Here is a 25,230-nt window from a genome sequence, read left to right on the forward strand (position 1 = left end):
CTGACAATTTCTCCATGCTCTCAGAAATCATCTCAGGGGAATCATGAAGACCCAGCCTTACATTGAAGTGGATCATGTCGACAAGGAATTTCTCCTCGACAACGGAGAGGTCTATCCTGTCCTGAAAGACATCCACCTGGAGATCCAAAAAGGGGAATTTGTCTCGCTAATTGGCCACTCCGGCTGTGGCAAATCGACCCTACTCAACATCATCGCCGGCCTGGAAAAGCCTTCCCGAGGGGGCATTCTCCTGGAGGGCCGACAGGTTACGGATCCCGGCCCGGATCGCATGGTGGTGTTTCAGAACTATTCCCTGCTGCCCTGGCTGACCGTGCGGGAGAACGTTGCCCTGGCCGTGGACGAGGTGCTGGGATCCCTTCCCAAAGCGGAGCGAAGCCGGATTGTGGAAGAGCACATCCGCCAGGTGGGGTTGCAGGGGGCAGCCGACAAGCGACCGGCCCATCTGTCAGGAGGGATGAAACAGCGGGTAGCCATTGCCCGGGCTTTGGCCATCCGTCCGCGGGTGCTGCTGTTGGATGAGCCCTTTGGCGCTCTGGATGCCTTGACGCGCGGCAACCTGCAGGAGCAACTGATGGAGATTGCCCAGGCGGAGCAGCTCACCTGTGTCATGGTTACCCACGATGTGGATGAGGCCCTCTTGCTTTCGGATCGGGTGGTGATGATGACCCAGGGCCCCGCTGCCCGCATTGGCCAGATTTTGCGGATCCCTTTTCCTCGGCCCCGCCATCGTTTGGAAGTGGTGCGTCACCCCGACTACTACAGCCTGCGGGGAGAGATGATCTACTTTCTCAACCAGCAAAAGCGGGCTCGCCAGAAAACGCCTATCTCTGTGGCTATTGCCAAGCATGGCCTGGAGAAGGTCAATTTGGAGGTTGGCTTTGTGCCCCTCAACGACTGCGCCCCGCTGGTGGTGGCCCAGCAAAAGGGCCTGTTTCAAAAGCATGGCCTGGAGCAGGTCACCCTGGTGCGGGAGCCAGGCTGGAAGACCATCTGGGAAGGGATCCGCTCTGGTCGGCTGGACGCGGCTATGGTGGTGGCCGGGATCCCGTTGGCTTCCACCTTGGGAGTAGGGGGAGTTCCGGTGCCTTTGATTACCGCGCTAACCCTCTCCCGCGGCGGCAACGCCATTACCTTCGGGCGCAGACTTTTGGAGCGAGGCGTTCAAAGCCTGGCGGATTTTCGCCAATACCTCAACCACACCCCCGACACAGTCCACACCCTGGGAGTGGTTCATCCGGCTTCCATGCAAAACTTCCTGTTGCGGCACTGGCTGGCCGGTGGGGGGGTGGATCCGGATCGGGACGTTACGTTGACGGTGATCCCGCCGCCGCAGATGGTGGCCCACCTCAAGGCCGGCAACATCGATGGCTACTGCGTGGGCGAGCCCTGGAACTCCCGCGCCGTGCGGGAACAGTTGGGATTTATCGTCACCACCACCCCTGAAATCTTACCCAGCCACATCGAAAAGGTGCTGACGGTGCGCCAGGACTGGGCCCAAAGCTACCCCCGCACCCACGTGGCTCTGGTCAAAGCACTACTGGAGGCTTGTCACTACTGCGATCAGCCGCAGCACCGTTCTGAGATCTTGGAGTGGCTGGCTCAGCCCCAGTATGTGGGCGTGGCCCTGGAGGATCTGCAGCCGGGGTGGACGGGTATTCTGCAGCGGGGAATTGCCGATGAATCCCAAGCCCTCACCGGTTTTCACCAGTTTGCCAACGGGCGCAACACCTGTCCGGAAAGATTGGAACACCTCTGGATCCTGACGCAGATGGCTCGCTGGGGACTCTGCCCTTTTCCCCGCAATTGGGTTTCGGTTCTCGACCAAGTTCTGGACAGCGAAACCTACGCCCTAGCCGCCAGAGAACTGGGCCTGCCGGATCGGGCCCATGACCGCGGAGCTTTGCTCTTTGCCGATGGATCCCGCTTCGACGGAGAGGATCCCGTTGCTTACCTGGAGTCGGTGGCCATCCGGCAGGATCTGAAGCTGCAGGAGTACCGGCTCAGCGAAGTTTAGCTTTTGTTACCTTAGCCCCTCAATTGGAAAACACCATGATGACCAGTTCTCGCCTATCTTCCTCACCGCTATCTTCTGCATCTCCGGTTGCAGGACTGCCCCTTCTTTGTCTTCAGAATGTGGGCAAGACCTACTTCACCTCAGCAGGGCCCTTCGTTGCGCTGGAAAATATCAATCTGGAAGTGGCCGCCGGTGAGTTTGTTTGCATTATCGGCCACTCGGGTTGTGGCAAATCCACCTTGATCAACATGGTGGCGGGTTTTTCGACTCCCACTTCGGGATCCATTACCCTCAAGGGCCAGCCCATCACCTCCCCAGGGCCGGATCGGATGATGGTGTTTCAACATTATTCCCTTTTGCCCTGGCTGACGGCTTTTGAAAATGTTTATCTGGTGGTGGATCAGGTTTACCCAAACAAATCCCGGCGGGAGAAAAGGGAAATCGTTGAAGAACACCTAGAATTGGTAGGTTTAGCAGAGGCAGCCCACAAGCGGCCCAAGCAGCTTTCTGGAGGCATGAAGCAAAGGGTAGCCATTGCCCGTGCTCTTGCCGTTCGTCCGCAAGTTTTGCTCTTGGATGAGCCTTTTGGGGCCTTGGATGCCATTACCAAGGAAGATCTACAAGATGAGCTGCTGGCCATTTGGCGGGATCACCGCTGCACAGTTTTGATGATTACCCACGACATCGACGAGGCTCTCTACTTGTCAGACCGTGTGGTGATGATGACCAACGGCCCCGCTGCCCATATTGGTGAGATCTTGACCATTCCCTTTGAGCGACCGCGCATCCGCTCCCGCATTATGGAAATGCCCGAGTTCTACGAATTGCGTAACCGCGCCCTTGACTTCCTCTATCGTCGCTTTGCCCATAGGGAGGATTAAGCTAGGAATCAAAACGCTTGGGGAGGGAAGTTGATGGCCGCTGCTCCGGTTCAGGTAGCTCCAACCGATCTCCCAATGGAGAAGCGGGTCTCTACCCTGCCCAAAACCCTTGCCGACTATCTGGCCAATCCAGTTGCCCAAACCAAATGGGTAGATGGCTACATTGTGGAGAAAGTGGGGCAAACCTTAGGGCATGCCAAGATCCAAACCCGACTTCTCTTCCGTTGGCTCGGTTATGTTGAATGTCTGCCAGTGGGGGGTATGGTTTTGGTGAAGGCTCCCGGCCAAACGAAAGGCGGAGTCAGAAGACCTGATGCTGCCTACTCATCTCCAGATTTAATCCAGCAATTTGGAGAGGATATTGCCACTTTGCCGCAGAGCTATCCTCTGGTTGAGGAGATCTTCTCTCCAACCGACTGTGGAGAAGATATTTTCCTAAAAGCCCAAGAGTATCTCAGCTCCGATGTACTGGAAGTCTGGCTGATTTTTCCCAGAAGCAAATACGTTTTTATCCAAACTCAAGATGGCCATCTTTGGCTAGCTGAACAGGACACTGACAAGAGCTAGGTTGTATTACCTGGCTTGGAGATCCAAGTTGCCGCTCTTCTCAGCTAAGGGATCCAAAATGCGAGAGAATTGGGCGTTTAATAGGGATCCCAACTCATGGTGACCGCGATGGAGCCGGAAAAAGCCGTCATCAAAACCCTATGTCCCTATTGCGGTGTGGGATGTGGATTGGAGGCGGTTTCGACAGCCTCAGGTGACTGGAAAATGAGAGGCGACCGGGAGCATCCTTCCAGCTTGGGGATGGTCTGTGTAAAGGGGGCTACGGTTCTGGAGGCAGTTGGTCGAGATCGGCTGCTCTCTCCCCTGTTTCGGGAGAGCTTGGGCCAGCCCTTTCGTCGCATTTCTTGGGATCAGGCTTTTGAGGAGATGGTTTCTCGGCTGCGCCGCCTCAAAGACAACCCTCACTCCATGGCTATGTATGGATCGGGGCAGTTGCTCACTGAAGACTATTACGTTGCTCAAAAGCTGATGAAAGGCTGTCTGGGAACCAACAATTTCGACACCAACTCGCGCCTGTGCATGTCCTCAGCCGTCTCGGCCTACACCCAATCCCTGGGATCCGATGGCCCCCCCTGCTGCTACGAGGATCTCGATCTCTGCAATCTGGCTTTTCTGGTGGGCACCAACACCGCCGATTGCCACCCCATTCTTTTTAATCGCTTGAAGAAGCGGCACAAGCCCGGATCCCCCCTCAAAATGGTGGTCGTGGATCCCCGGCGCACTCAGACAGCAGAAGCTGCCGATCTCCACTTAAAAATTTGCCCCGGTACGGATATCGATCTTTTCAATGGGATTGCCCATTTGCTGTTGAAGTGGGGATCAATGGCTACCGATTTTATCGAGGGCTGCACCCAAGGTTTTGCCGAATATGCAGCTTTGCTGGCCGATTATGAGCCGCAGATTGTAGCCCAGCGCTGTGGAATTGCCACCGAGGATTTGATCGAAGCAGCCAAGCTTTGGCAGGGATCCCAAAGGGTTCTCTCCCTTTGGTCGATGGGCCTAAACCAGTCCAGTGAGGGCACCGCCAAGATCACCAGCTTAATCAATCTCCATCTCCTAACTGGGCAAATTGGCCGACCGGGGACGGGCCCCTTTTCCTTGACCGGCCAGCCCAATGCCATGGGTGGTCGAGAGGCGGGGGGGTTATCTCATCTGCTGCCGGGATATCGGCTGGTGAGCCAGCCCCAGCATCGGGCAGAGGTGGAGCAGGCTTGGGGTTTGCCCAGCGGTTCCCTCTCTCCCTGCCCAGGGCTGAGGGCCACCGAGATGATTGCCGCTCTGGAGACGGGATCCCTGCAGTTCTTTTGGATTGTGGCCACTAATCCTTTGGTGAGCTTTCCGGATCTGGAACGGGTCAAAAAAGCCCTGAAAAAGTCTCCCTTTACCGTTTACCAAGAGGCTTATTACCCTACAGAAACGGCAGAATATGCCCATTTGCTTTTGCCCGCCTGCCAGTGGAGCGAGAAAACCGGGGTGATGACCAACTCCGAGCGCAGGGTTACCCTTTGTCAAGCCTTTCGAGATCCCCCTGGCGAAGCCCGACCCGATTGGGAGATCTTTGCTGAAGTGGGGCGCAGGTTGGGCTTTGAAGCGCAATTTTCCTTCCAAACCGCGGCAGAGGTTTATGCAGAATTTGCCGCCCTTACCGCAAATCGCCTCTGTGATCACTCCGGCCTCAGCCATGCCCTTTTGGCAGAACAAGGCCCTCAGCAATGGCCTTATCCCAAAGAAAGAACCTCGGCCCCTAAGTCCACTCGCCTCTACACAGATTGGCGTTTCCCGACCCCCGATGGCCGCGCCCGCTTTATCCCCCACCATTCCCGTGGCCTAGCAGAGCCGCCGGATCCCCAGTTTCCCTACGTATTAACCACGGGCAGGCTTTACGGCCATTGGCACACCCAAACCCGCACCGGCAGGATTGAAAAAATCAAGCAAATGCACCCCCAACCCTTTATTGAAATCCATCCTCGCGATGCGGAAAAGCTGGGCCTCCAAGATGGGGATTGGGTTCAGGTGCGTTCTGCCCGCGGGCGGGCCTATTTCCCGGCCAAGATAACTGCCAACATCGCCCCTGGAACAGTGTTTGTGCCCATGCACTGGGGATCCCTCTGGGCAGAACAAGCCGAGTGTAATGCCCTTACCCATGACATCAGTTGTCCCGATTCCGGCCAGCCGGAATTAAAAGCCTGTGCCGTTGCTCTTGAGAAAGCCGACCCACCGCTCAAGCAATCCCCTCAACTCTAGATTTGGTTCCTAATCGAGGTTCCCATGACTCTGTTTCAGTTTGAGCAAGATTTTGCCGACTCTCTGCGATGCATCCCCATGACCTTGCGCCTAAAGCTGGATTTGTGCGGGATCAAGCTCAAGCTCCATCAATGGGCCAAGTTTTCCTTAGAAGAGCGGCGGAAGTGTGTTGATTGGCCCTCTGAATCTCCACAGGATCTAGAAGAACTCCGCAACCATCTGCGCCATTTGGTTCGCTCCATCTGCCACGAAGAGGCGCAAGAGATTCCCATTGACCCCCAGCCTGAATGGCAAAATCCGCACCAGATCCCAATGGCTGTCCAACAAAAAGCTCAAGACCTGGGGATCCGGCTTGCCCTCGATTTCTGGAGAAACTTGCACGATATCCAGAGATTTGCCTTGCTGAAGTTGAGCCGATCCCATCACGAAAACAAAAATTTCTTGCCCGCTCTGCGAGAGTTTGGCCTGAAGATGGCGAGGGATGGTGATTGCAGTTACTCTGAATCTATTTGAGAGAGATAGTCTCCTCTGCCATGCGCTGCCCCAGACGACCACCCCCAACCCCTCTTCCACCCTGGGAGAGGAAATGCCTGCTCTAGGGGATCCGGGTCCGCAACAGTTCAAGTGGGCTAATGGGGGATCCCCCTCGAGAGGGGAGAGACTCAGCTCAGCAATATCCGTGCCTAGTCAAAGCAGAGGGCTATTGTTAAGGAATCTAAAGTAGAGTTGAGCTTTTGATATCACTGTTGCCGTCTTGTTACCGAAAGCGCTATCGTCTAAGCATCAAAGCTTTTTTCAAAGCTGCTTTATGGGCCCTGGAGGAGCGACCCCTCTGGGGCTTCTTCCATCCGGCTGCAGCTGAGAGGGCAAGGGATGGCTTTATGGGGTAGGGATCACTCCTCGGCGGACGGCAGGCCCCAGGGCGTGGCTGCCGATGTCAGAACGATAGTAGGCCTTGGGAAACTGCACTTGCTCCACAGCTGCGTAGGCTTGGCGCAGGGCCTCGGATAGGGTTGCCCCTTGGCCGGTAAGACAGAGAACGCGCCCGCCATCGCTCAGGAGCTGCTTGCCTGCCTGGCGGGTACCCGCATGAAACACCAACGCCCCCGTGGTGGCAGCTGCATCCAAGCCGGAGATGGGGATCCCTCGCTCGTAGGCATCGGGATAGCCTGGGGCTGCCATCACCACGCAGGCGGCATAGCCGGGTTTCCATTTGAGCTGGATTTGGGCCAGCCGTCCTTCTATACAGGCCAGCAGCACCTCGTCCAAAGGGTTTTCCAGCAAGGGCAGGAGGACTTGAGCCTCTGGATCCCCAAAGCGGCAGTTGTACTCCAACACGTAGGGATCCCCACTGGGCGTGATCATCAAACCGGCATAGATCACCCCCTGGTAGCGGATGCCCCGCCGTTGCAAAGCCTCCAGGGTGGGATCCAGGATCTGGGTTTGGATGCGGGCCAACCCTTCTGGAGTGACCAGGTGATCCGCAGGGGCATGAGCTCCCATGCCGCCGGTGTTGGGGCCAGTATCGCCCTCGCCAAGGCGCTTGTAGTCCTGGGCAGGTGGCAGCGGCACACAGATCTGGCCATCGGTTAGAGCCAAAACCGACACCTCCTGGCCGGGGATAAACTCCTCGATCAGCACCTGATCGCCCGGCTTGGCCAGGGCTGCTTCCAGGGCTTGCACGGCTTCTTCCCGGTTTTGGGCAACGGTTACCCCCTTGCCGGCAGCCAGTCCGTCTTTTTTGATGACCACTGGGAAACTCTGGGAGTCGAGATAGGCCACAGCGGCAGATAGCTCAGCAAAGCCGGTAGCGCGAGCAGTCGGGATCCCCGCCTCTTGCATCAATTGCTTAGCCCAGAGTTTGCTTCCTTCCAGTTGGGCAGCGGCGCGGCTAGGCCCGAAAATGGGCAACCCTGCTGCCTGGAAGGCGTCCACGATCCCCTGCACCAAGGGCAGCTCTGGCCCTACCACCGTCAGGCGGATCCCTTGTACGGTAGCAAACCGCACCAGCCCTTCGATGTCGGTAGCCGCCAAAGCCACGGATTGACAGCGCGGCAGCTGCTGCATGCCGCCGTTGCCGGGGGCACAGTAGATCCGAGTAACCTGGGGAGACTGCAACAGCTTCCAGGCCAGAGCGTGTTCTCGCCCCCCAGATCCGATGACCAGAGCCTGCATGGTGTGCTATTCCGCTGTTTCTAAACCCAGCTTGCCTGTTTTTCGAACATCCCCCATTAGACCATGTTCTTGTACCATTTCTGGGGTGTTGGCGCACTCCGGTCAGTGGACGGCGAGAGAACGGCCCCGCCAAGTCCAGTTGCGGCCGGTGGTGGTGCGGATGGCCGAAGCCAAGATGATGGCCGCTGTCGCCCAACCCCCCACTGCCGTTAGCCACCAGTAGCAGAGGGGCAGATGCGCCCAATGCCGGAGCAGAAGCCGGATGGCCAATTGGGCCAGGATCCCTGCCAAGCTGGCCAACAGCACCTCCAGGGATCCCGTAGCCCCAGCCAGGATCACCCCCAACCAGGGCAAGCTGCAAATCCCCAAAACCGTGACCATCGCCAACACGGCCAAGGCCCAGTTGCGCTCCAGGCCCAGGAACCAGTTTTTGGTCCACCCTTCCCAAAGGGCAGCCCCGTTGGCATACATGCGGCTGCGCACCCGCGGCCCTCCCAGGCAAATTTGCAGGCCCAACCCCTGGGCTTTGATCCGTTGCCCCAGGGCCACATCCTCGATCACCACATCGGCCACTCCGGCATGCCCGCCAACTTGCTCGTAGGCAGAGCGCCGAAACAGCAGGAAGGGACCAAAGGCAAAGGCTTTGGGGTTGTCGGGATCGTTCACGGCGGCAAAGTTGTAACCCACCGCCAGGATGGTCATCATGATGGGTTGCACCAGCCACTCCGCCAGGCAACCGCACACCAATTGCGGCCCTACACTCACCAAGCCGCTGCCGCTTGCCAGCAAATGTCCTAAGGCCGCTTCAATGGCACCGGATCCCAGCCGCACGTCGCAATCCAGAAACAGCAAGTAGTCGGCTTCTACGCGGGCGACGGCTTGGGCACAGGCCCAGTTTTTGCCCACCCACCTTTGGCCTTTGGGACGGGGATCCCCCTTGAGCAGGTGTAGGCGCGGATCTTGCCGTTCGGCGGCCAGGGCTTGCGCCAACTCCCAGGTGGCATCCGTGGATTCATCGTCCACCAACCACACCTGTAAAGGGGCAGAGGTGCTGTCCAGAATGCTGCTCAGGCAGCCCACCACGTTCTCGGCCTCGTTGTAGGCGGGCACGATCACCGCCAGCCGCTCCATCCCGGCCGCGATTTCCCCTGCCTGTTCCGCCGGGGGATCCCTCAGCCAGGGGGAAGCCCGCAACGCTCGCCCCAGTTGCAGGGCCACCAGGGCAATCGCCAAAGCTGTTAAAGACAACACACCCACCAGGATCTCCGGGATCCCCACTCCTGCTTCCACCACGTCTGCTTTCCTCTTGCTTTTTGCCTTGATTCAGATTTGTTCAGGAACGGATTCCCACCCTAGCCCTGGGATGCCCCAATCCTCTAAGCAGACAAAGCCCCTTCTACGATATCGCTATAGGCCCGGGGGAAGATCAGCCAAACCTGGCTCTGGGTTTCCACCAAGGCCCGCACCAAAGGGGAAAGATGGGCAATTTCTTCATAGCCGCGCTCGGTTTTCAACTGGATCCCTTGGTCATAGAAGCTGTAGCCCTGGACATGGGCGGAGCGAATGCCCAAGTAACTTTCCGGATCTAGCCCATCCCGCACCATTTTGGCTTGCACGGCAGCCACCAGGGTTTGCCGTTGTTCCTCAGACAACTGGGTAATGTTGCGGGCCTTGAACAAATCCCGATCCAAATAGCGCCGCGACAAATCCGCCAAGATGGGATCCTTCCCCGACATGGCCCAGAGGCGCATGGGGTAGCTGAAGACAACGTCGTCGGCAGCCAAGTAGAGAGGAAGCGGCAACTCGAAGGGATCCCCTTTTTGGGCCGCCAGCGAAGCCCAGCACCAAGCGCTGAGGATGGGATCCAGCTCAATCTCCCCCCTTTGCAGGAGCGCCTCTGCCCGCCTGAATAGCCGCTCCAAGATAAAACGGGCACAGAGGCTCTTGGGGTGCTGGTACACCTGGGTGTACATGAAATAGCGCACCACCAGGTAGTGCTCGATGGCCCCCAGGCCTTTGCGGGCGGGGATGGACAGGGATCCCGTCTCCGGGTCATAATCCAGCACCGTTAGGATGCGATCCAAGTCCAGGTGGCCGTATTGGGCACCCGTGAGCAGGCTATCCCGCATCAGGTAATCGAAGCGGTCGCAGTCCAGTTGGCTGGAGATGAGTTGCCCCACCAGCGGCAGGGGAAATTGCTTCTGCAGCACTTGCTGCATCTGGGCCGGCAGTTGGGAATCAAACTCCGCCAGCAGCGTCCTCACCTGGGGATCCTCCCGGAGAATGCGGGCCGTCCAAACCTCGTGCCGGCAGCCGAAGATCTCTTCCCCGGCATGGCTAAAAGGGGCATGGCCAATGTCGTGCAGCAGAGCCGAGGCCAAGGTTACCGCCCGATAGGGGCGCAGCTCTGGGTAGCGATGGGCCAATTTGTCGAACAGCCGCCGCGTTACCTGCAACACTCCCACCGAATGGGTAAAGCGGGATCCCTCTGCCCCGTGGAAGGTAAAAAAGGCCGTGTCCAACTGGCGAATGCGGCGCAGCCGCTGAAAGGCCGGTGTATCGATCAGGCGAATGAGCAGAGCCTCAACCGCGTCCCCTCCATTCAGGCTGATGGCGCCATGCAGGGGATCGTGGTAGGTGCGGGACTTGCAAAACCGTAGCGGCATACTCCCACCATACCTCGCCGATTTTGGGATCCTTGGCTAGCCTGTCTGGGGGTGCTTCCCGCCTCGCCCTATCTATGCCCGCTTTCCCATGCCTCTCTCTGCAAAGGATGCCAGCACCCGAACCCCAGAAAACTCGACTCCAAGACAACAAGACAGCTGAGTGTTCCTCCTCTCCCTGCTGATTTTGATACTCAGTTTGGGGCTAACCGGCTGCTCTGCCAGTTCTGGATCCCCTGTTGTGCCCAGCCCACCCACCCTCACCCGCTACGTTGCCCTGGGAGCCAGCGATGCCGTTGGCTACAACGCCTCCATTTCCTGTGATGGCCCAGCCAACGCCGCCGGCACTCGACCCCAGCGCTCAGAGCCCCTGGACTGCCCCAATGGAACGGCCTATGTGCCCCGCCTGGCTCGCTTGCTGCCCGGCCCAGTGGAGCTTATCAACCTGGGCCGTTCGGGAGCGGTGCTCAGCCCCGCCATGCAAGCCCTGAGGCAGGGGATCCCGGCCAATTTGCTGCAGGATCAAGTGCCGCGCCTTCCCCCCGATGCCACCCTGATCACCATTTGGGTGGGCGGAAACGATACCAACGCCATCGCTCTGGCGGCGGCTCAACGGGCTCTCCAAGGTGAGGATCCCTTGCCCTTCGTCGATCAGCAGATCCGACAATTCGCCGCCGATTACCAAACCCTGCTGCAAGCGGTGCGTGCCCGTGCCCCTCAAGCTCGCCTGGCGGTGGCCAACCTGCCCAACTTCGCCCTGATTCCTCTGGGTCAGCAGCAACCCAGCAGCGTGCGCCAACTGCTCTCCCTGATCTCGGTCGGCCTCACGCAACGGGCCATCAACCCCTTAAGCCAACAGGGGATCCCAGTGGTGGACTTGCTCTGCGATCCCCGCTCCTACCGACGCGAGTCCTTCTTTCCCGGCCCGCTGGCCGACGGCTTTCACCCCAACGACCGGGGCTACGCCGATTTGGCCGATGCCTTCTTGAGCGCCCTTCGGCAACCGATCCCTCCCCAAACCCGCTGCCCTCCCTTTAGCGAGGTGGGATCCCTGCAATGGGATGCGGCGGCAGAGTCCGCCCTCCGCAGTTTTCTCACGGATGGATACAAGCCGGCACAATAGGAAGGATCCCTGCGCTCGGCAAGGGATCCCAAAGGCGCTTAGACGATCCAGCCACGGAGAACGGGCCAGTTTTAGGAAGCAGCTACCGCTGCCGAGGAACGCCGCCGCCGGCCCAGAGCACCCGCTACCGGCTCCGGTTGGGTTTCCACACTCAGGGAAGACACAGACTCCTCTTCAGGGGATTGCACAAAAACCGCCACCGTGGGCCTGCCGGGCAATTGTTCTCGCAAGAAACGGCGCACCACCCGCTCCACTTCGCCCTTGAGGCCGGCCCAGTCGATGTCCAGGCTGCCCCGCTCCAGCGAGCGAGCAAATTGGGGCCACGCTTGCCGAAGGGTGTTCTCCAGAAGGGGTTTCAGGTCGGATCCCTTGAGTTGGTTCCCTTCCCCCGCCAAGCCAAAGGTTTGCACCTGTGGGGTGCAGAGCAACTGGCCACTGCCGTCCAGGCTGATCACCACCGTCACCATACCGTCTTTGGCGATCTGCTGCCGCTCCTGCATCATCTCATCCATCACCACTCCATCGTGGGAAGCGGCGATCATCTGTAGGCCAGAGGGGACGCGGCCCGTGATGGCAATGCGCTCCCGGTTCACCTCCACCACATCGCCGTTGTCGATGATTACAATGTTTTCCCGCGGGATCCCCATGCTCATGGCGGTTTCGGCGTGCTTGACCAGCATGCGGTATTCCCCGTGGGTGGGGACAAAGAACTTGGGGCGGGTGAGGGCAATCATCAGCTTTTGGTCTTCCTGGCAGCCGTGGCCGGAAACGTGCAGGCCCTTGTCTTTGCCGTAAATGACATTGGCTCCCAGCTCCATTAGCTTGTCAATGACCCGCGAGACCGCGATGGTGTTGCCAGGGATCGGGTTGGCCGACCACACCACCGTGTCTCCTGGCTTGATTTGCAACTGCGGGTGCTCGCCGTTGGCGATGCGGGTAAGAGCAGCCAGCGGTTCTCCCTGGGATCCGGTGGTGAGGATGATCACCCGGTCATCCGGCAGGCTGTTGATCACATGCATTGGCTGCAGCGTCTCGTCCTTGCAGCGGATGTAGCCCAAGCGCCGCGCATGAGCCACCACGTTTAGCATGGAGCGGCCCAGCAGAGACACCACCCGACCTTGCTGTTCGGCAATCTGCAGCACCAAGTTGAGACGATGTACCGAAGAAGCAAAGGTGGTGATGATCACCCGTCCCTTGGCTCCGGCAATGGCCTTGGTGAGACCGGGCACCACTGAGGCTTCAGAGGGGGTGAACCCCGGCACTTCAGCGTTGGTGGAGTCGCTGATCAGGCAGAGCACTCCCTTTTCTCCATGTTCGGCCAACCGCTGCAGGTCGAAGTACTCCCCATCCACGGGGGTATGGTCGATCTTAAAGTCGCCGGTCTGAATAATGACGCCCACAGGCGTGTGCAGAGCCACCGTAAAGCTATCGGCAAAAGAGTGGGTGTTGCGAATGAATTCGGCAAAAAAGTGCTTACTCAAGGGAACGATTTCACGGGGGCCAACAGGACGCAGCTCTGTGCGGTTGAGCAGGCCCACTTCCCGCAATTTCTCTTCCAGCAGCGCCAGCGCCAATCTGGGGCCGTAGATGACCGGAATATCAAATTCCCGCAGGTGATACGGGATGCCACCGATGTGATCTTCGTGGCCGTGGGTAACCACCATCCCCCGCACTTTGTCCCGATTTTGCTTGATGTAGGTCATGTCCGGCAGCACGATGTTAATGCCGTGCATGCTCTCATCGGGAAAAGCCAAACCGGCATCCAAGAGGATGATGTCATCCTCGTAGCGGAAGGCCCATGTGTTTTTGCCGATCTCCCGTTCGCCGCCCAGCGGAATCATCTGAACGGAAGAGGTGGATTGTGGGGTTACAGAACGAGAAACAACTGAAGAACGTGGTGTTGGCATATGGGTTTAGATCCTCAACAGTAAAAAAACAAAAACAGAAATAGGCGCAGGCTATCCCCGACAAAGTTGTGGGCGAAAGCCGCAACTCATCCATTTCCCAGGCCGGGGAAGAGCTTTTCAGGGAAAAAGCTACCTACCCACAGGTCAAACGCCACAAAAGAGCCCCTTGTAAACCCCTGAAAACCGTGGTCATGGCAGAAGCAAAGCCTAAAAATGCAATCATGAAACTTTCGTCGCCATTTGTTCGGATCCCTTCGATTCAGCCAGTAGGCCCATCTCTTCAAGCACCTGTCGCAAAACCTGCAGAGAACTGGGCTGTAGAGGCGCTAGGGGAAGGCGCGCCCGACCCACTCGCCAACCCTGCATCTCCAATGCGGCCTTAATCGGAACTGGGTTGGTCTCGATGAATAAAACCTTGAACAACGGAAACAGGCGCAGGTGGTGGGCCAAAGCTTGATCGTGTTGCCCCCTGATGTAGCTCTGGATCAGCTCCTGCAACTGCAACCCAACCAGGTGGCTGGCTACACTGACCACACCGCTGCCTCCCAAAGATAGGAGTGGCAACGTCAAAGAGTCATCTCCCGAATAAATGGCAAAACGCGAGGGAGTGAGTCGCCGAATTTCCGAAGCTACATCCATCATACCACTGGCTTCTTTGATGGCGACAACCGTTTCCAATTCTGCCAATTTCGCTACGGTCTCCGGCTGTAAACTGGCCCCTGTCCGACTGGGAATGTTGTAGAGCAAGATGGGCAGGTCACTGGCTTGGGCGATGGCCTTGAAGTGCTCATAAAGGCCGGCCTGGGTAGGCTTGTTGTAGTAGGGCACCACCTGCAGAGAGCCATCCAAACCCAGTTGAGCGGCCTTTTTTGTGGCTTCAATGGCCTCACGGGTGGAGTTGGATCCCGTCCCGGCGATCACCTTAGCCCGACCGGCTACGGCATCTCGCACCACGCGGAACAGCTCATACTCCTCTTGCCAGGTTAGGGTGGGAGATTCGCCTGTGGTGCCACAGACCACCAAGCCGTCACTGCCGTGGGTTGCCAAGTAATCGGCCAAACGAGCGGCCTCATCGTAGTTAAGCTCCCCCTCATCAGTAAAGGGGGTAACCATGGCCGTCAGCACTCGACCGAAGTTCACCGATTGCTTCTCCCCATCAACCACACCAATCCGACGATTAACCGGGCGACCCAGATGAGACCAGTTTGTTTTTCCATCATACCTGCCTTTGCGTTAGGGATCCCGCTTGCCTGCCCTGCCAAGGCCCAGTTTGTGCCTCACCCGGTTGCCACAGACTGGATAAAAGGGAGATAACAAAGAAGACAGACCGTTTGAACACGGAATGTATAGCCATTTGCCAATCCTGCCCCTACCTTTGGGGGGAGCAGCCTTTCTACCGACACTTGAGGATCCCTATGGACGCCCTAACTGCCCTGAAAGAGCGCATTTCCGCCGACAAATTGGATCCCAGCCGCCGTTTATCGGAAGCGGAGATCCGAGAGCTGGTGGCTTATGCTACGGAAGCTCCTTCTTCCTTCAACATTCAGCACTGGCGGTTTGTTGCGGTCACCGACCCGGAAGACAAAGAGCGCCTCAAATCTCTGGCCTACAACCAACAGAAGGTGGCGGATGCATCGGTGGTGTTTATCATCCTGGGGGATCTGCGGGGGTATGAGAAACTGCCTGAAATTGTGCAAAGAAGCGTTGCTGCCGGGATCCTCCCCCCCGAAAAAGCGGAAGGCTGGGTGAACATGGCCCAGGCAACCTATCTCCACAATCCCACCTTGGCGCGGGATGAAGCGATTCGCTCTGGGGCGATGGCTGCCATGGCGCTGATGATTGCAGCCCAGGCCAAGGGTTTGGTGAGCGGGCCGATGATCGGCTTTGATCCGGAAGGGGTAAAGCGGGAGTTCGGCATTGCCGACCGCTACGTGCCGGTGATGCTGCTGGCGGTTGGATATGCGGCAGCGGGTAACCTGCCGCGCAAGCCTCGCTTGGGGGTGGATGAAGTTCTGGCCTTTGGGCGAGGGCGGGAGTTTTAGCCCTAGGCTCAGGTGGGATCCCTGTCGCCCTCTCCTGGGCTCCTACCGGCATCAAGCCTTGAGAAAATGAACCAGCTGTTGCAAGCGATCCCAAGCGGCACCCCTGGCGAGAATCTCGCGAGCTTGGGCGATCCCGGCTCTCCAATCGGGGGCCACTCCGGCCACCTGCAGGGCCAAAGCAGCATTCAAGGCCACCACATCCTGCTGGGCAGGCGTCCCGGATCCCTGGAGAACTTGGGTGAGGATGGCGGCATTTTCCGCCACATCCCCCCCCTTGAGAGCTTGGGTGGGTGCCAGGGTCAGCTCGTAATCTGCAGGGTTCAAGACTTCCGTCCGTACCAGCCCACCGGACAGGATGCCCAGATCGGTGGGTTGATCCAGACCGGCCTCGTCGAGACCTTCGCGGCTGTGCAACACAATGGCCCCTTCCCGTCCCAACAGGCGCAGGGCCTCTGCCATTACCGGCACCAGCTCCTGGGCGTAAACCCCGATCACCTGGCGGTTGGGATAGAGGGGGTTGACCAAGGGCCCCAACAGGTTGAAAATGGTGCGAACCTTGAGGGCCCGCCGATAGGGGATCACCGCCCGCATGGCCGGGTGCCACTGGGGAGCAAACAAAAAGGTGATGCCCACTTCCGCCACAGCCGCCCGCACCCGCTCTGGCTCAGCCCCCAAGTTCACCCCCAGGGCCTCCAGCACATCCGCCGAGCCGACCTTGCCAGAGGCGGAACGGTTGCCATGTTTAACCACCGGGATCCCGGCTGCACTGACCACAAAGGCCACCGCCGTGGAAATGTTAAAAGTGCCGGCCCCATCGCCGCCGGTGCCACAGGTATCCACCAGGAGAGGCAAGTCCAGCGGGGATCCCAGCGAAGCCCGCTGTAGCACTCGTGCCATGCCGGCCAGTTCACCAGCGCTCACACCCTTGGCTTGCAGGGCCGCCAGAATCGCCCCCGACACCACATCTGGCACTTGGTTCTGGAGCCAACCGTTCATCAACTGTTCAGCTTGGGCTTCGCTGAGAGATTGCCGATCCAGCAACTGCCCCAAAAGCTGTGGCCAAAGGTCAGCCGTTTCCGTCATGGGTCGGGATCCTGGGTGTCAGCGGGTACTCATAGTAGCGTATCTAGTAGCGTATCCCGCCTCTGGGTCACTTGCCTCGTGCAGGTCGGGCCATGCTGATAGTTGGTATAGTGGGTCTGACCTGGGCCGTTTCCGGCCTCGGCAGGGTGCGTTCTATTCTTCTCTTCCCTCCCGGAGGTTGTGATGAACCCTCCAACTAACCCAAGGGCTTCCAGCCCGCTTGCACGAGCGGGAGCCTTCGCCCCCATCCATGTTGTGGGCGGGGGGTTGGCGGGGACAGAGGCCGCTTGGCAAATTGCCCAGGCAGGGTTGCCTGTCATTCTTTCGGAGATGCGCCCCGTGCGCCAGAGCCCGGCCCATCACACCGATCAGTTGGGGGAGCTGGTGTGCAGCAACTCCTTTGGGGCTGCGGCCAGCGATCGGGCGGCAGGGCTACTCAAGGAAGAACTGCGACAACTGGGATCCCTGGTGATCGCGACGGCGGATTGCCATGCAGTGCCGGCAGGAGGGGCATTGGCAGTGGATCGGGCCCGCTTCAGCCAGGCTCTCACGGAAGCCATTCAAAACCATCCCCGCATCACCCTGCGTCGGGAGGAGGTGACGGAGATCCCGGAGGGCATTGCCGTCCTCTGTACCGGCCCTCTGACCAGCGATCCCCTGGCCAAGGCACTGCAAGCCTTTACGGGCCTGGAGTACCTGAGCTTTTTTGATGCGTCTAGCCCCATTGTTACCGGGGATTCGTTGAACCGAGCGGTGGTGTTTCAGGCTTCCCGCTACGACAAGGGGGAAGCAGCCTATCTCAACTGCCCCATGACGGAAGCGGAGTACGAACGGTTTTGGCGGGCGCTGGTGGAGGCGGAGCAGGCGCCCCTCAAGGATTTTGAACGGGAGGAGCGCAAGTTTTTCGAGGGCTGCTTGCCGATTGAAGAAATGGCGCGCCGTGGCAAAGACACCCTCTGTTTCGGCCCCTTGAAGCCGGTGGGGCTGGTGGATCCGCGCACGGGATCCCGTCCTTACGCGGTGGTGCAGTTGCGGCAAGAGGACAAAGCAGGGCAGCTGTGGAACTTGGTGGGCTTTCAAACCAACTTGAAATGGGGAGAACAGCAGCGGGTCTTTCGCCTCATCCCCGGCCTGGAACAGGCGGAGTTTGTCCGCTTTGGGGTGATGCACCGCAATACATTTTTGAATTCGCCCCAGCTTCTGTGGCCGACCTTGCAATTTCGTCGCCGACCCACGCTGTTTGCCGCCGGCCAGTTGGTGGGCACCGAGGGCTATGCCTGCGCGGTGGCAGGGGGATGGTTGGCCGGACAGAACGCCGCCCGCCTGGCTCTGGGGTTGCCCTTGATCACGCTGCCCCCCGAAACAATGATGGGATCCCTGTTTCAGTTCATCAGCAGCGCCGATCCCAGGCACTTTCAGCCGATGCCGGCCAACTTTGGGCTGTTGCCGGATTTGGAGGGGCGCAAGCTTCGCAACAAGCAGGAGCGCTATGGCCGTTACCGGGATCGCGCTTTGGCTGCTCTGAGGGCGACTGGGTTGGTGCGCCAAGTGCAAACTGCCTAGGGGAGGCCCAGGCTGGAGCGTGTTACCAACGGTTGCAGTCCTAAGTCAAAGTCGAGATTGAGCGTTAGCTTGAAGTCGATAAGCCTTGCGAAGGCCGACGAAGACACGCTGTGAATATTCTGGTCGTCAATGCCGGTTCCAGCAGCCTCAAATCCTCCCTATTTCTGGCGGTTGAGGGAAGGGTGGAGGCCACGCCCATCTGGCAAGCCCAGGTGGATTTCACCTACAAGCCGGGGGAGGCCCTCATCCAGACCCGTCGGCGAGGCGGTGGGTGGGAACCTTTTCCCTCCGTTTCACCTGAGAGGGGGATCGGCCAATTGGCCCCGCTGTTTCAAAGCCTCTGGCAAGGGGAGGGATCCCTGCTCTCCCAGGCGGCTGAGATCGGCGGCGTTGGCCATCGGGTGGTGCATGGGGGATCCCTGTACCGGCAGCCCACCTTAATTACGCCAGAGGTGGAGAGGGCGATCGAGCAACTGATCCCCTTGGCCCCAGCCCACAACCCTGCCGCGCTAGCCGGCATTCGTCTGCTGAGTCAACTGTTGCCCGGGATCCCTCAGGTGGCCGTTTTCGACACCGCCTTCCACCAGCAAATGCCCCCGGCAGCAGCCCTCTACCCCCTCCCCTATGCCTGGGCTGAACAAGGGATCCGCCGCTACGGGTTTCATGGCATTAACCACGAGCATTGCGCCCGTCGCGCTGCCGAGATCTTGAACCGACCCCTGGAAGAGTTGCGGCTGATCACCTGTCACCTGGGCAACGGCTGTTCGTTGGCGGCTATTCGCGGGGGCAGAAGCGTGGATACCACCATGGGCTATACCCCCCTGGAGGGCTTGATGATGGGATCCCGGTCGGGGTCGGTGGATCCGGGCATTTTGATCCATCAGTTGCGCCAGGGCATGAGCGTGGATGAACTGGATCGGATCTTGAACCGAGAATCAGGGCTGAAGGGCGTTTCCGGCCTAAGCAGCGATATGCGGGTTGTGTTGGAGGCAATGGAGGCAGGCCATGCCCGGGCGGAGCTGGCTTTCGATCTGTTTGTCCACCGTCTGCGCAGCCAGATTGGGGCGATGCTCATGAGCTTGGATCGGCTGGATGCGCTGGTGTTCTCTGGGGGGATTGGGGAAAACTCGGCGCCGGTGCGGGCAGCAACCTGTGCAGATCTGGGTTTTTTGGGGATCCAGATCGACCCGGTTTTGAATGCCGGATCCCCCCGCAACTGCGATATCAGCACTTCGGATGCTCCGGTGCGGGTTCTGGTGATCTCAGCCCAAGAGGACTGGGCCATTGCCACAGCTTGCCAAAACCTTTTGCAAGGGGAATAAGCGAAGGATCCCAGGCCGCTGCTTGCCAGGTTCTCTCCTTTCCGCCCGCTGGCTTGGTGGAGACAAACTCTAGACAATAAGCTCAAAAAAAGAAGACCTTTTGGAGTGGAGGAAAACCATGCAGCGAAGGCATGAACGGATCCCATTGCTGGTGCTGCTGAGCAGTGTTCTGGTGGGGTGTGGGGGCACGACCGGCAGCAGCGATCTTCTGCCCCTGCCGCCTCCCATACCTGCTCCGTCCCTCACCATTACTGATCTCTCTCCGCGCACCGTCTTGGTGGGGCAAACTCCAACCTTTGTGGTGTCTTTCCGGGTAGAGGCCCCTGCCGGGATCCGGGGTTCCAACGCCTTTTTGGCTTCCGTCACCACCCCACTGGGCAATTTCGTAACTCTGGGAGCTTTTGATGCCGCTCAGTTGCCCGGCTGCTTCGTTGGGGCGACCACCTGCACCGTTACAGGGCTGACCCTGACCCAGAATCGCTTTACCCTCACTCAAACGGGATCCCATCAGCTCACCATCAGTGTGTTCGATCGGCAGGAGCGGCTGGGCAGCGGCAGTTTCCCATTTACCGGAGTGCTTTGAAAACGGTTTGGATAAAGACACAGAGGATACTAGTCTTGCAGGATCCCCAGAAACTCAAAACTCACTCTAGGCCCTATCTCTCAGGTGGATTTCTGAGGCTTCCGGCCAAGGGATCAGGCCACCTCGGTCAAACTTGAACGGCCTCGCCGTTCCTGAGGAGATCGAGTTTTGTTGCTTCAAATCGGGTGGGGATAAAGTCGAGTATGTAGTCACTCTAAACATCATGGTCTAAACATCATGAATGAAACCTTTCCGTCTGGCTCCCCTCTCCCTCTGGAAGAGGAGCTGAGGGTGGTCGCGGAAGCGGCGCGGAGCGTTTGGGCACGGTCTCCAGCAGGAATGTAACTCGGAGACCCCAACTCAGGTGATCCGGATCAGCGCAAGCCTTTGGTCAGGGGAGTAGGTTATAGTTATCCAAAAAGATAACAATTTTGACAAAAAAGACATCTTCTGCTTTTCCCAAGCTGACCTTTCGATAAGCTGAAGCCGATCACAGGGAATGGAGGCACTGAACGGTGGAGAATGGGATCGTGTGTCAACTCACTTTAGAATGGACCGAAGCCGACCGGCGTCGATCGCAAACGGTTTCGCCTGTTCCCTCTAAGCTGGTTACCATTGGACGGGATCCCAGCTGTGATGTGGTGCTCAATGACCCAACTCGCTCGGTCTCAGGAGTTCACGCCGGGCTTTATTTTGATCCCAAAACCTTAAACTTTCACATTCGCAACTTAACTCGGGATCGTTTGCCTCCTAAGCAGCCCAACCCTGTCTGGGTGAATGGCCGAAAAATAATTCAGGAAGAGCTTGCGCTTGAGGCCAATAGCCAAATTCAATTGGGGCGCGTTGTGCTGAGCGTGAAGTCCATAGAAGTTGCCAGGAAGAATCAGGGGGTTCCCCTCAGCCGCGGCACTTTGGACACCCTCAAGGTTAAGTGCAGCCGCCTGGAAAACCCTCACTACCTGCCCCCAGAATATCAGGGTCAGAATTGTCCCTACTGTGGACATTTGGTCTTGAGCGCTACCTTGGTGATCCCTCCTCCAGAAGCTGGCAAAGCCCCACAACCTCCTCTCTAGAGGACCAACCCTTTCTATTCTTCTTAATTCTTCTTACAGATCCCAGTGGCTGATCCAAGTCCGTGGGGGATAGAAAAAAGGGATCCCGGGCAAACCAAAAGTGACCTGTGAGGTCGCGCTGTTCTGTGTTTTCTCAATGGCCTCTTCATGATCTTTGTAAAGGTAAGCAGAAGCTATGCAAATTCAACTGAGCTGGGAAGATCCCATCACCGAAGAACAGCAGGAGCTGATTTTTCCATTGCCTCTCGCCTTGGGCAGGGAGCTGGCCCAATTGCCACAGGAATGGCAAGGTCGAGAAGTGGCGCGGGCTGTGTTTGCCAGCCAGGAGATCTCCCGTTATCACGCCCTCGTCTATCTCGGTGAGGATGGCCAGGTCATCTATGAAGATCGCAGTGCCAACGGCAGCCGCATCAATGGGGAAAAAATCCGTCAGGCACGCCGGGTGCTCCAGGGGGGAGAAGTGGTGGAGCTTGGCCCCTACAGCATCACCGTGGGTTTGGTGTCCCCCAGGGATCCCAATGCCACCCTTTTGACCGGCACCCCTACTCTTTTGCTGGAGCCGCGCACCGAACTGATTCGCCCGGCCACCCAACCCGACACCGCATTTGAGGTTCCCCCGGCTTCCACGGTGGTTTTTGCCCCAGAGCAGCTTCCCGAGGTGCGGCCTGGCTCGGATTTTCCGCCGCCGGATTTGTTTCGAGCTGAGCAAATTGCCCTGAGCGCCCTCAAAGCCACCGGACTACCTGTGGAAGAGACCCTCTATTTGGCCTTGGGCGGCGGTATCGGCAGCTTTGTCTGGGTGGATACCCTGCGCATCTACGGGGTCAGACCGGAACACATCCGCGTCATCAGCATTGCCCGCAAACCCTACGAACGGTATGAACGGCTTTTGACCAACTGCCAGATCCCCCGCTGGAAGCGAATTCGCTCTGGCTCCGATTCTTGTCCAGACAACATTTGGGGCTGGCCTGGCTATGCTCTGCGGGATGCTTGGCGTTCCTTTTTCTCCGGCCGATTGTTGGAAGCATTCGGCTTTTTGTGGCAGGTATTTAGTGAGCCCTTGTTGGCAGATACCTATACGCCGCGGGCGGGGGATGTATTTGCCTCAATGGATCGGGAGGCAGCCCGAATTGGTTGGGAGCAAATGTTGTGTTACGGCCATATTCGCGCCATTCGCAAAACGGAGGATGGGCGATATGTGGTGGCCTATTCGGCAACGCGGCCCGGCCATACGGATCACCGTTTTATGGTGGCCAAGTATCTCCATTTGGCAACTGGATATCCGGCCATCAAGTTGCTCAACGACCTGCAGGAGTTTCGCGAAAAAACAGGAGATTTGAGATCGGTGGTACACGGCTATGAGCCTCATGATCACGTTTATGAGCAGTTGGAGAAACAAGGTGGCACCGTCCTAATTCGGGGATTTGGGATCGTCGCCTCTCAGGTGATGGAACGCCTTTACGAAGCCCGCAAAGTCAACCCCCGCATCTCGGTGGTGCATCTGAGCCGTGCGCCCAAAAGCGGTAATCGCTTCGGACGAGCCAAACGGGCAGTGGATAACCATTGGGAGTTTCAGCCCTTCAACTGGCCCAAGGGCACTTGGGGAGGAGTTCTGCGGGCCAAATTGGAAGCGGCGACCCCCCTGGAACGGCGCGAACTGCTGGAAGCTTGGGGCGGCACCACGACAGCAAGTCGGCGGAAATGGCGGCGGATCGTGCGGCAAGGGTTGCGAGAGGGCTGGTACTCGATTGTGTTCGGCAAGGTGGAGTCGGTGGTTCCCGGCGACAAGGGTAAGCCGGTAACCTACATTCGAGGTACCCACAACAACACGCAATTAAAGGTGGAGGCCGATTTCGTTATCGACTGTACGGGTTTGGTTTCGGATCCCATGACCAATCCTCTCCTCAACGATCTAATTACCCACTACAACCTGCCCCTCAATCCTCACGGACGCCTGCACGTTTCCAACGATTTTGAGCTGGCGGAGATGCGCAACCGGGATGGGCGGATGTACGCTGCCGGGATCATCACCTTGGGCGGGCCTTATGCGCCGGTAGATACGTTTTTGGGCTTACAGTACTGTGCCCATCGCTCGGTGGAACACCTGGCTCGACTGCGGGCACCGGGGGTCAAAGGTCTAGAAGGGATCCGATCCCTGTGGCAATGGTGCAAGTGGGCCTTGAACATCAGCCCTTAGCTTGCCGACATTGGGCAACGCTCCTGGATTTTGCCGGATGTTTATGGTTATCAACGCTATTGTTGGCGACACATCATGGCTATTCCCCATCCCGTTGAACTTGGTGAAAGGGGTGTTGCGTTGATCCCCAACTCTTCTATACCAAAGGGGGAAGGGTTGGGGGTGAGGGCCAGAAGGTTCCCTCAAACAGACTGGGAGCGACACGGATCCTGATGATCTCGATAGGCAAAACTGCTGGAGGAAAAGATGACTCCGACCCTGATTGGCCGCTGGCAAACTCGCATTTTCTTATTGGCCACCGTTGGTGTTTTGGCAAGTTTACCCTTTTATTTTGGGATCACCGGACATGGCGGCAGCCTCACCTATTTTTGGGTATTGCTCTACGTAGGTCTGTTTGGCTGTGTTTGGGATGTCGTTTATAACTATCTGATGGGGTGGATGTGGGATCACGATTGGCCTGGGATCCTTCAGCTTTTGGCCGGCATTTGGGAAGGGCTTTTTTTGGGTACAGTCTTGAAGGTGGTGGGTCTTCCTTATATCCCAACCCAACGGTTTGACTTGGGAGATTTTATTCTCCACTACAGTGTGGTCTGGGTTTGCCTTTACCTCAGCGCTTGGGTGGTGATGCGCATTTTGTTTCCCCGCTGGCGCTTTCGCGGTGGAGAGTGGCTGGGGCCATGGCCTCGCTCTGGCAGCTAGAGAGGGGATCCACTGCCGCTAGAATCAGGCTGGGAGATCTCCCCGGATAAGTCTGTACAGGCTGAGGGGAGTTGAAAAGTTGTTGCTGACCCAGATTTTTGCCCCATGCAAGCCTGTACCCTGATTGCCCGCGCCAAGATCAACCTCTACCTGGAAATCCTCGGCTCCCGTCCTGATGGGTATTCAGAGGTGGCGATGGTGTTGCAGAGCATTCATTTGGCGGATCGACTGCAGTTGAAGAGCCGTCCTCACGGGATCCACCTCACCTGCGATCGTCCAGAAGTGCCTGCAGATGCCCGCAACCTTGCCTATCAAGCCGCTGAGCTGCTGCAAAAAGAGTGTCACTCTGCCGCTGGCGTGGAGATTCACATCGAAAAGCACATTCCGGTGGCAGCAGGTTTGGCGGGGGGCTCGGCTGATGCGGCGGCGGTTTTGGTGGGGTTAAACCAACTGTGGGGGCTGGGCCTGACGGTGGGAGAGTTGCAGAGCTTGGCAGCCCGTCTGGGATCCGACATTCCCTTCTGTATCCAGGGGGGAACGCAACTGGCCACCGGGCGCGGGGAAGTTTTGGAGCCGCTGGCCGATTGGGAAGGGATCCCTGTGCTGCTGGCCAAGCCCAAGCACCTGGGGGTTTCCACCGCCTGGGCCTATCGAGCCTTTCGTTCTCGTCAGGGGAGCTTGGGAGGGGATGCCCTACCCAAACCCGCGCTGCCCACCTTGCCGCAGGCGTTGGCGGCTCTCAGCCGTCAGGATCCGCCGGCATTGGCCAGGAGTTTGCGCAATGACCTGGAACAGGTGGTTTTGCCGGAGTACGCGATTGTAGGGGAACTGCGCCAAGCTCTTCTCTCGGCGGGGGCCCTGGGATCCCTGATGTCGGGGTCGGGGCCAACGGTCTTCGGGATCATGCCCAGCCTGGAGCTGGCCGCCCAAGTGCGCGACACCCTGCGTCGCCAGTTTCAGGATGTAGAGTTTTGGGTGACGCAGTTTGCCCCCACTGGGATTCTGCTGCAGCCGGATCCCTGTAGCCTCAGTCCTACCTAGGTTGTCGACTGGATGGGCTGAATGTGGGATCC

At 58.4% G+C, this 25,230-nt stretch carries 20 protein-coding genes; 14 read left to right on the forward strand and 6 right to left on the reverse strand.

Annotated elements, in window-relative coordinates:
* The first annotated feature begins 43 nt into the window (after positions 1 to 43).
* The 5 genes from ACVWYZ_RS10650 (at position 44) to ACVWYZ_RS10670 (ending at position 6,240) form a co-directional block, all read left to right on the forward strand.
* Positions 44 to 2,035 carry a nitrate ABC transporter ATP-binding protein gene (locus ACVWYZ_RS10650; protein WP_457467029.1) on the forward strand — a complete coding sequence of 664 codons (1,992 nt, stop codon included), beginning with the start codon at positions 44 to 46 and terminating at the stop codon, positions 2,033 to 2,035.
* A gap of 38 nt (positions 2,036 to 2,073) precedes the next feature.
* Positions 2,074 to 2,916: an ABC transporter ATP-binding protein gene (locus tag ACVWYZ_RS10655; RefSeq protein WP_457467052.1), complete on the forward strand. Its 843-nt coding sequence runs from the start codon at positions 2,074 to 2,076 to the stop codon at positions 2,914 to 2,916.
* Positions 2,917 to 2,949: 33 nt separating this feature from the next.
* Positions 2,950 to 3,483, forward strand: coding sequence for a Uma2 family endonuclease (locus ACVWYZ_RS10660; protein ID WP_457467030.1), 534 nt, complete (start codon positions 2,950 to 2,952; stop codon positions 3,481 to 3,483).
* Positions 3,484 to 3,591: 108 nt separating this feature from the next.
* Complete coding sequence (locus ACVWYZ_RS10665; protein WP_457467053.1) at positions 3,592 to 5,727, forward strand: molybdopterin oxidoreductase family protein; 2,136 nt, start codon at positions 3,592 to 3,594, stop codon at positions 5,725 to 5,727.
* A gap of 24 nt (positions 5,728 to 5,751) precedes the next feature.
* Positions 5,752 to 6,240, forward strand: a complete 489-nt coding sequence (locus tag ACVWYZ_RS10670) for a nitrate reductase associated protein (protein ID WP_457467031.1) — start codon at positions 5,752 to 5,754, stop codon at positions 6,238 to 6,240.
* 366 nt (positions 6,241 to 6,606) lie between these two features.
* On the opposite strand, the gene purD is transcribed toward ACVWYZ_RS10670, so the two are convergent.
* The 3 genes from purD to ACVWYZ_RS10685 form a co-directional block, all read right to left on the reverse strand.
* Complete coding sequence (gene purD / locus ACVWYZ_RS10675) at positions 6,607 to 7,902, reverse strand: phosphoribosylamine--glycine ligase (protein WP_457467032.1); 1,296 nt, start codon at positions 7,900 to 7,902, stop codon at positions 6,607 to 6,609.
* Between the two features lie 102 nt (positions 7,903 to 8,004).
* Positions 8,005 to 9,195: a glycosyltransferase gene (locus ACVWYZ_RS10680; RefSeq protein WP_457467033.1), complete on the reverse strand. Its 1,191-nt coding sequence runs from the start codon at positions 9,193 to 9,195 to the stop codon at positions 8,005 to 8,007.
* An 83-nt stretch (positions 9,196 to 9,278) separates the two neighbouring features.
* Positions 9,279 to 10,568: an HD domain-containing protein gene (locus ACVWYZ_RS10685; protein WP_457467034.1), complete on the reverse strand. Its 1,290-nt coding sequence runs from the start codon at positions 10,566 to 10,568 to the stop codon at positions 9,279 to 9,281.
* Positions 10,569 to 10,728: 160 nt separating this feature from the next.
* Between ACVWYZ_RS10685 and ACVWYZ_RS10690 the strand changes: the two genes are divergently transcribed.
* Positions 10,729 to 11,688, forward strand: coding sequence for an SGNH/GDSL hydrolase family protein (locus tag ACVWYZ_RS10690; RefSeq protein WP_457467035.1), 960 nt, complete (start codon positions 10,729 to 10,731; stop codon positions 11,686 to 11,688).
* Between the two features lie 71 nt (positions 11,689 to 11,759).
* Here ACVWYZ_RS10690 and ACVWYZ_RS10695 read toward each other — a convergent pair whose 3' ends face one another.
* Positions 11,760 to 13,595 (reverse strand): ribonuclease J, encoded by a 1,836-nt coding sequence (locus tag ACVWYZ_RS10695; protein WP_457467036.1) that lies wholly within the window; start codon positions 13,593 to 13,595, stop codon positions 11,760 to 11,762.
* A gap of 219 nt (positions 13,596 to 13,814) precedes the next feature.
* Entirely contained in the window at positions 13,815 to 14,735 is a 921-nt protein-coding gene (dapA, locus tag ACVWYZ_RS10700; RefSeq protein WP_414329732.1) for a 4-hydroxy-tetrahydrodipicolinate synthase, read from the reverse strand.
* A gap of 275 nt (positions 14,736 to 15,010) precedes the next feature.
* On the opposite strand from dapA, the gene ACVWYZ_RS10705 reads away from it, so the two are divergent.
* Entirely contained in the window at positions 15,011 to 15,637 is a 627-nt protein-coding gene (locus ACVWYZ_RS10705; RefSeq protein ID WP_011431721.1) for a nitroreductase family protein, read from the forward strand.
* 51 nt (positions 15,638 to 15,688) lie between these two features.
* On the opposite strand, the gene trpD is transcribed toward ACVWYZ_RS10705, so the two are convergent.
* Positions 15,689 to 16,720 carry an anthranilate phosphoribosyltransferase gene (gene trpD, locus ACVWYZ_RS10710; RefSeq protein ID WP_414329730.1) on the reverse strand — a complete coding sequence of 344 codons (1,032 nt, stop codon included), beginning with the start codon at positions 16,718 to 16,720 and terminating at the stop codon, positions 15,689 to 15,691.
* A 183-nt stretch (positions 16,721 to 16,903) separates the two neighbouring features.
* Between trpD and trmFO the strand changes: the two genes are divergently transcribed.
* The 7 genes from trmFO (at position 16,904) to ispE (ending at position 25,198) form a co-directional block, all read left to right on the forward strand.
* Positions 16,904 to 18,283, forward strand: coding sequence for an FADH(2)-oxidizing methylenetetrahydrofolate--tRNA-(uracil(54)-C(5))-methyltransferase TrmFO (trmFO, locus tag ACVWYZ_RS10715; protein ID WP_457467037.1), 1,380 nt, complete (start codon positions 16,904 to 16,906; stop codon positions 18,281 to 18,283).
* A gap of 110 nt (positions 18,284 to 18,393) precedes the next feature.
* Positions 18,394 to 19,605, forward strand: coding sequence for an acetate kinase (locus ACVWYZ_RS10720; RefSeq protein ID WP_457467038.1), 1,212 nt, complete (start codon positions 18,394 to 18,396; stop codon positions 19,603 to 19,605).
* A 118-nt stretch (positions 19,606 to 19,723) separates the two neighbouring features.
* Positions 19,724 to 20,188: a hypothetical protein gene (locus ACVWYZ_RS10725; protein ID WP_414332256.1), complete on the forward strand. Its 465-nt coding sequence runs from the start codon at positions 19,724 to 19,726 to the stop codon at positions 20,186 to 20,188.
* 530 nt (positions 20,189 to 20,718) lie between these two features.
* Complete coding sequence (locus ACVWYZ_RS10730; protein WP_414419741.1) at positions 20,719 to 21,261, forward strand: FHA domain-containing protein; 543 nt, start codon at positions 20,719 to 20,721, stop codon at positions 21,259 to 21,261.
* Positions 21,262 to 21,436: 175 nt separating this feature from the next.
* Positions 21,437 to 23,458 (forward strand): FHA domain-containing protein, encoded by a 2,022-nt coding sequence (locus ACVWYZ_RS10735; RefSeq protein WP_457467039.1) that lies wholly within the window; start codon positions 21,437 to 21,439, stop codon positions 23,456 to 23,458.
* 246 nt (positions 23,459 to 23,704) lie between these two features.
* On the forward strand, positions 23,705 to 24,157 hold the full coding sequence (locus ACVWYZ_RS10740; RefSeq protein ID WP_414388642.1) for a hypothetical protein: 453 nt from the start codon (positions 23,705 to 23,707) through the stop codon (positions 24,155 to 24,157).
* A gap of 105 nt (positions 24,158 to 24,262) precedes the next feature.
* A complete protein-coding gene (gene ispE / locus ACVWYZ_RS10745) occupies positions 24,263 to 25,198 on the forward strand; it encodes a 4-(cytidine 5'-diphospho)-2-C-methyl-D-erythritol kinase (protein WP_457467040.1) in 936 nt (311 codons plus the stop codon).
* Positions 25,199 to 25,230: the final 32 nt, after the last annotated feature.

It is taken from the genome of Thermostichus sp. MS-CIW-37, from assembly GCF_054060065.1.

What these genes read in the sequence shown, in the direction of transcription:
- ACVWYZ_RS10650 (WP_457467029.1), top strand. Translation starts at nt 44, where the DNA reads ATGAAGACCCAGCCTTACATTGAAGTGGATCATGTCGACAAGGAATTT.
- ACVWYZ_RS10655 (WP_457467052.1), top strand. Translation starts at nt 2,074, where the DNA reads ATGACCAGTTCTCGCCTATCTTCCTCACCGCTATCTTCTGCATCTCCG.
- ACVWYZ_RS10660 (WP_457467030.1), top strand. Translation starts at nt 2,950, where the DNA reads ATGGCCGCTGCTCCGGTTCAGGTAGCTCCAACCGATCTCCCAATGGAG.
- ACVWYZ_RS10665 (WP_457467053.1), top strand. Translation starts at nt 3,592, where the DNA reads ATGGAGCCGGAAAAAGCCGTCATCAAAACCCTATGTCCCTATTGCGGT.
- ACVWYZ_RS10670 (WP_457467031.1), top strand. Translation starts at nt 5,752, where the DNA reads ATGACTCTGTTTCAGTTTGAGCAAGATTTTGCCGACTCTCTGCGATGC.
- purD (WP_457467032.1), bottom strand. Translation starts at nt 7,902, where the DNA reads ATGCAGGCTCTGGTCATCGGATCTGGGGGGCGAGAACACGCTCTGGCC.
- ACVWYZ_RS10685 (WP_457467034.1), bottom strand. Translation starts at nt 10,568, where the DNA reads ATGCCGCTACGGTTTTGCAAGTCCCGCACCTACCACGATCCCCTGCAT.
- ACVWYZ_RS10695 (WP_457467036.1), bottom strand. Translation starts at nt 13,595, where the DNA reads ATGCCAACACCACGTTCTTCAGTTGTTTCTCGTTCTGTAACCCCACAA.
- ACVWYZ_RS10705 (WP_011431721.1), top strand. Translation starts at nt 15,011, where the DNA reads ATGGACGCCCTAACTGCCCTGAAAGAGCGCATTTCCGCCGACAAATTG.
- trpD (WP_414329730.1), bottom strand. Translation starts at nt 16,720, where the DNA reads ATGACGGAAACGGCTGACCTTTGGCCACAGCTTTTGGGGCAGTTGCTG.
- trmFO (WP_457467037.1), top strand. Translation starts at nt 16,904, where the DNA reads ATGAACCCTCCAACTAACCCAAGGGCTTCCAGCCCGCTTGCACGAGCG.
- ACVWYZ_RS10725 (WP_414332256.1), top strand. Translation starts at nt 19,724, where the DNA reads ATGCAGCGAAGGCATGAACGGATCCCATTGCTGGTGCTGCTGAGCAGT.
- ACVWYZ_RS10735 (WP_457467039.1), top strand. Translation starts at nt 21,437, where the DNA reads ATGCAAATTCAACTGAGCTGGGAAGATCCCATCACCGAAGAACAGCAG.
- ACVWYZ_RS10740 (WP_414388642.1), top strand. Translation starts at nt 23,705, where the DNA reads ATGACTCCGACCCTGATTGGCCGCTGGCAAACTCGCATTTTCTTATTG.
- ispE (WP_457467040.1), top strand. Translation starts at nt 24,263, where the DNA reads ATGCAAGCCTGTACCCTGATTGCCCGCGCCAAGATCAACCTCTACCTG.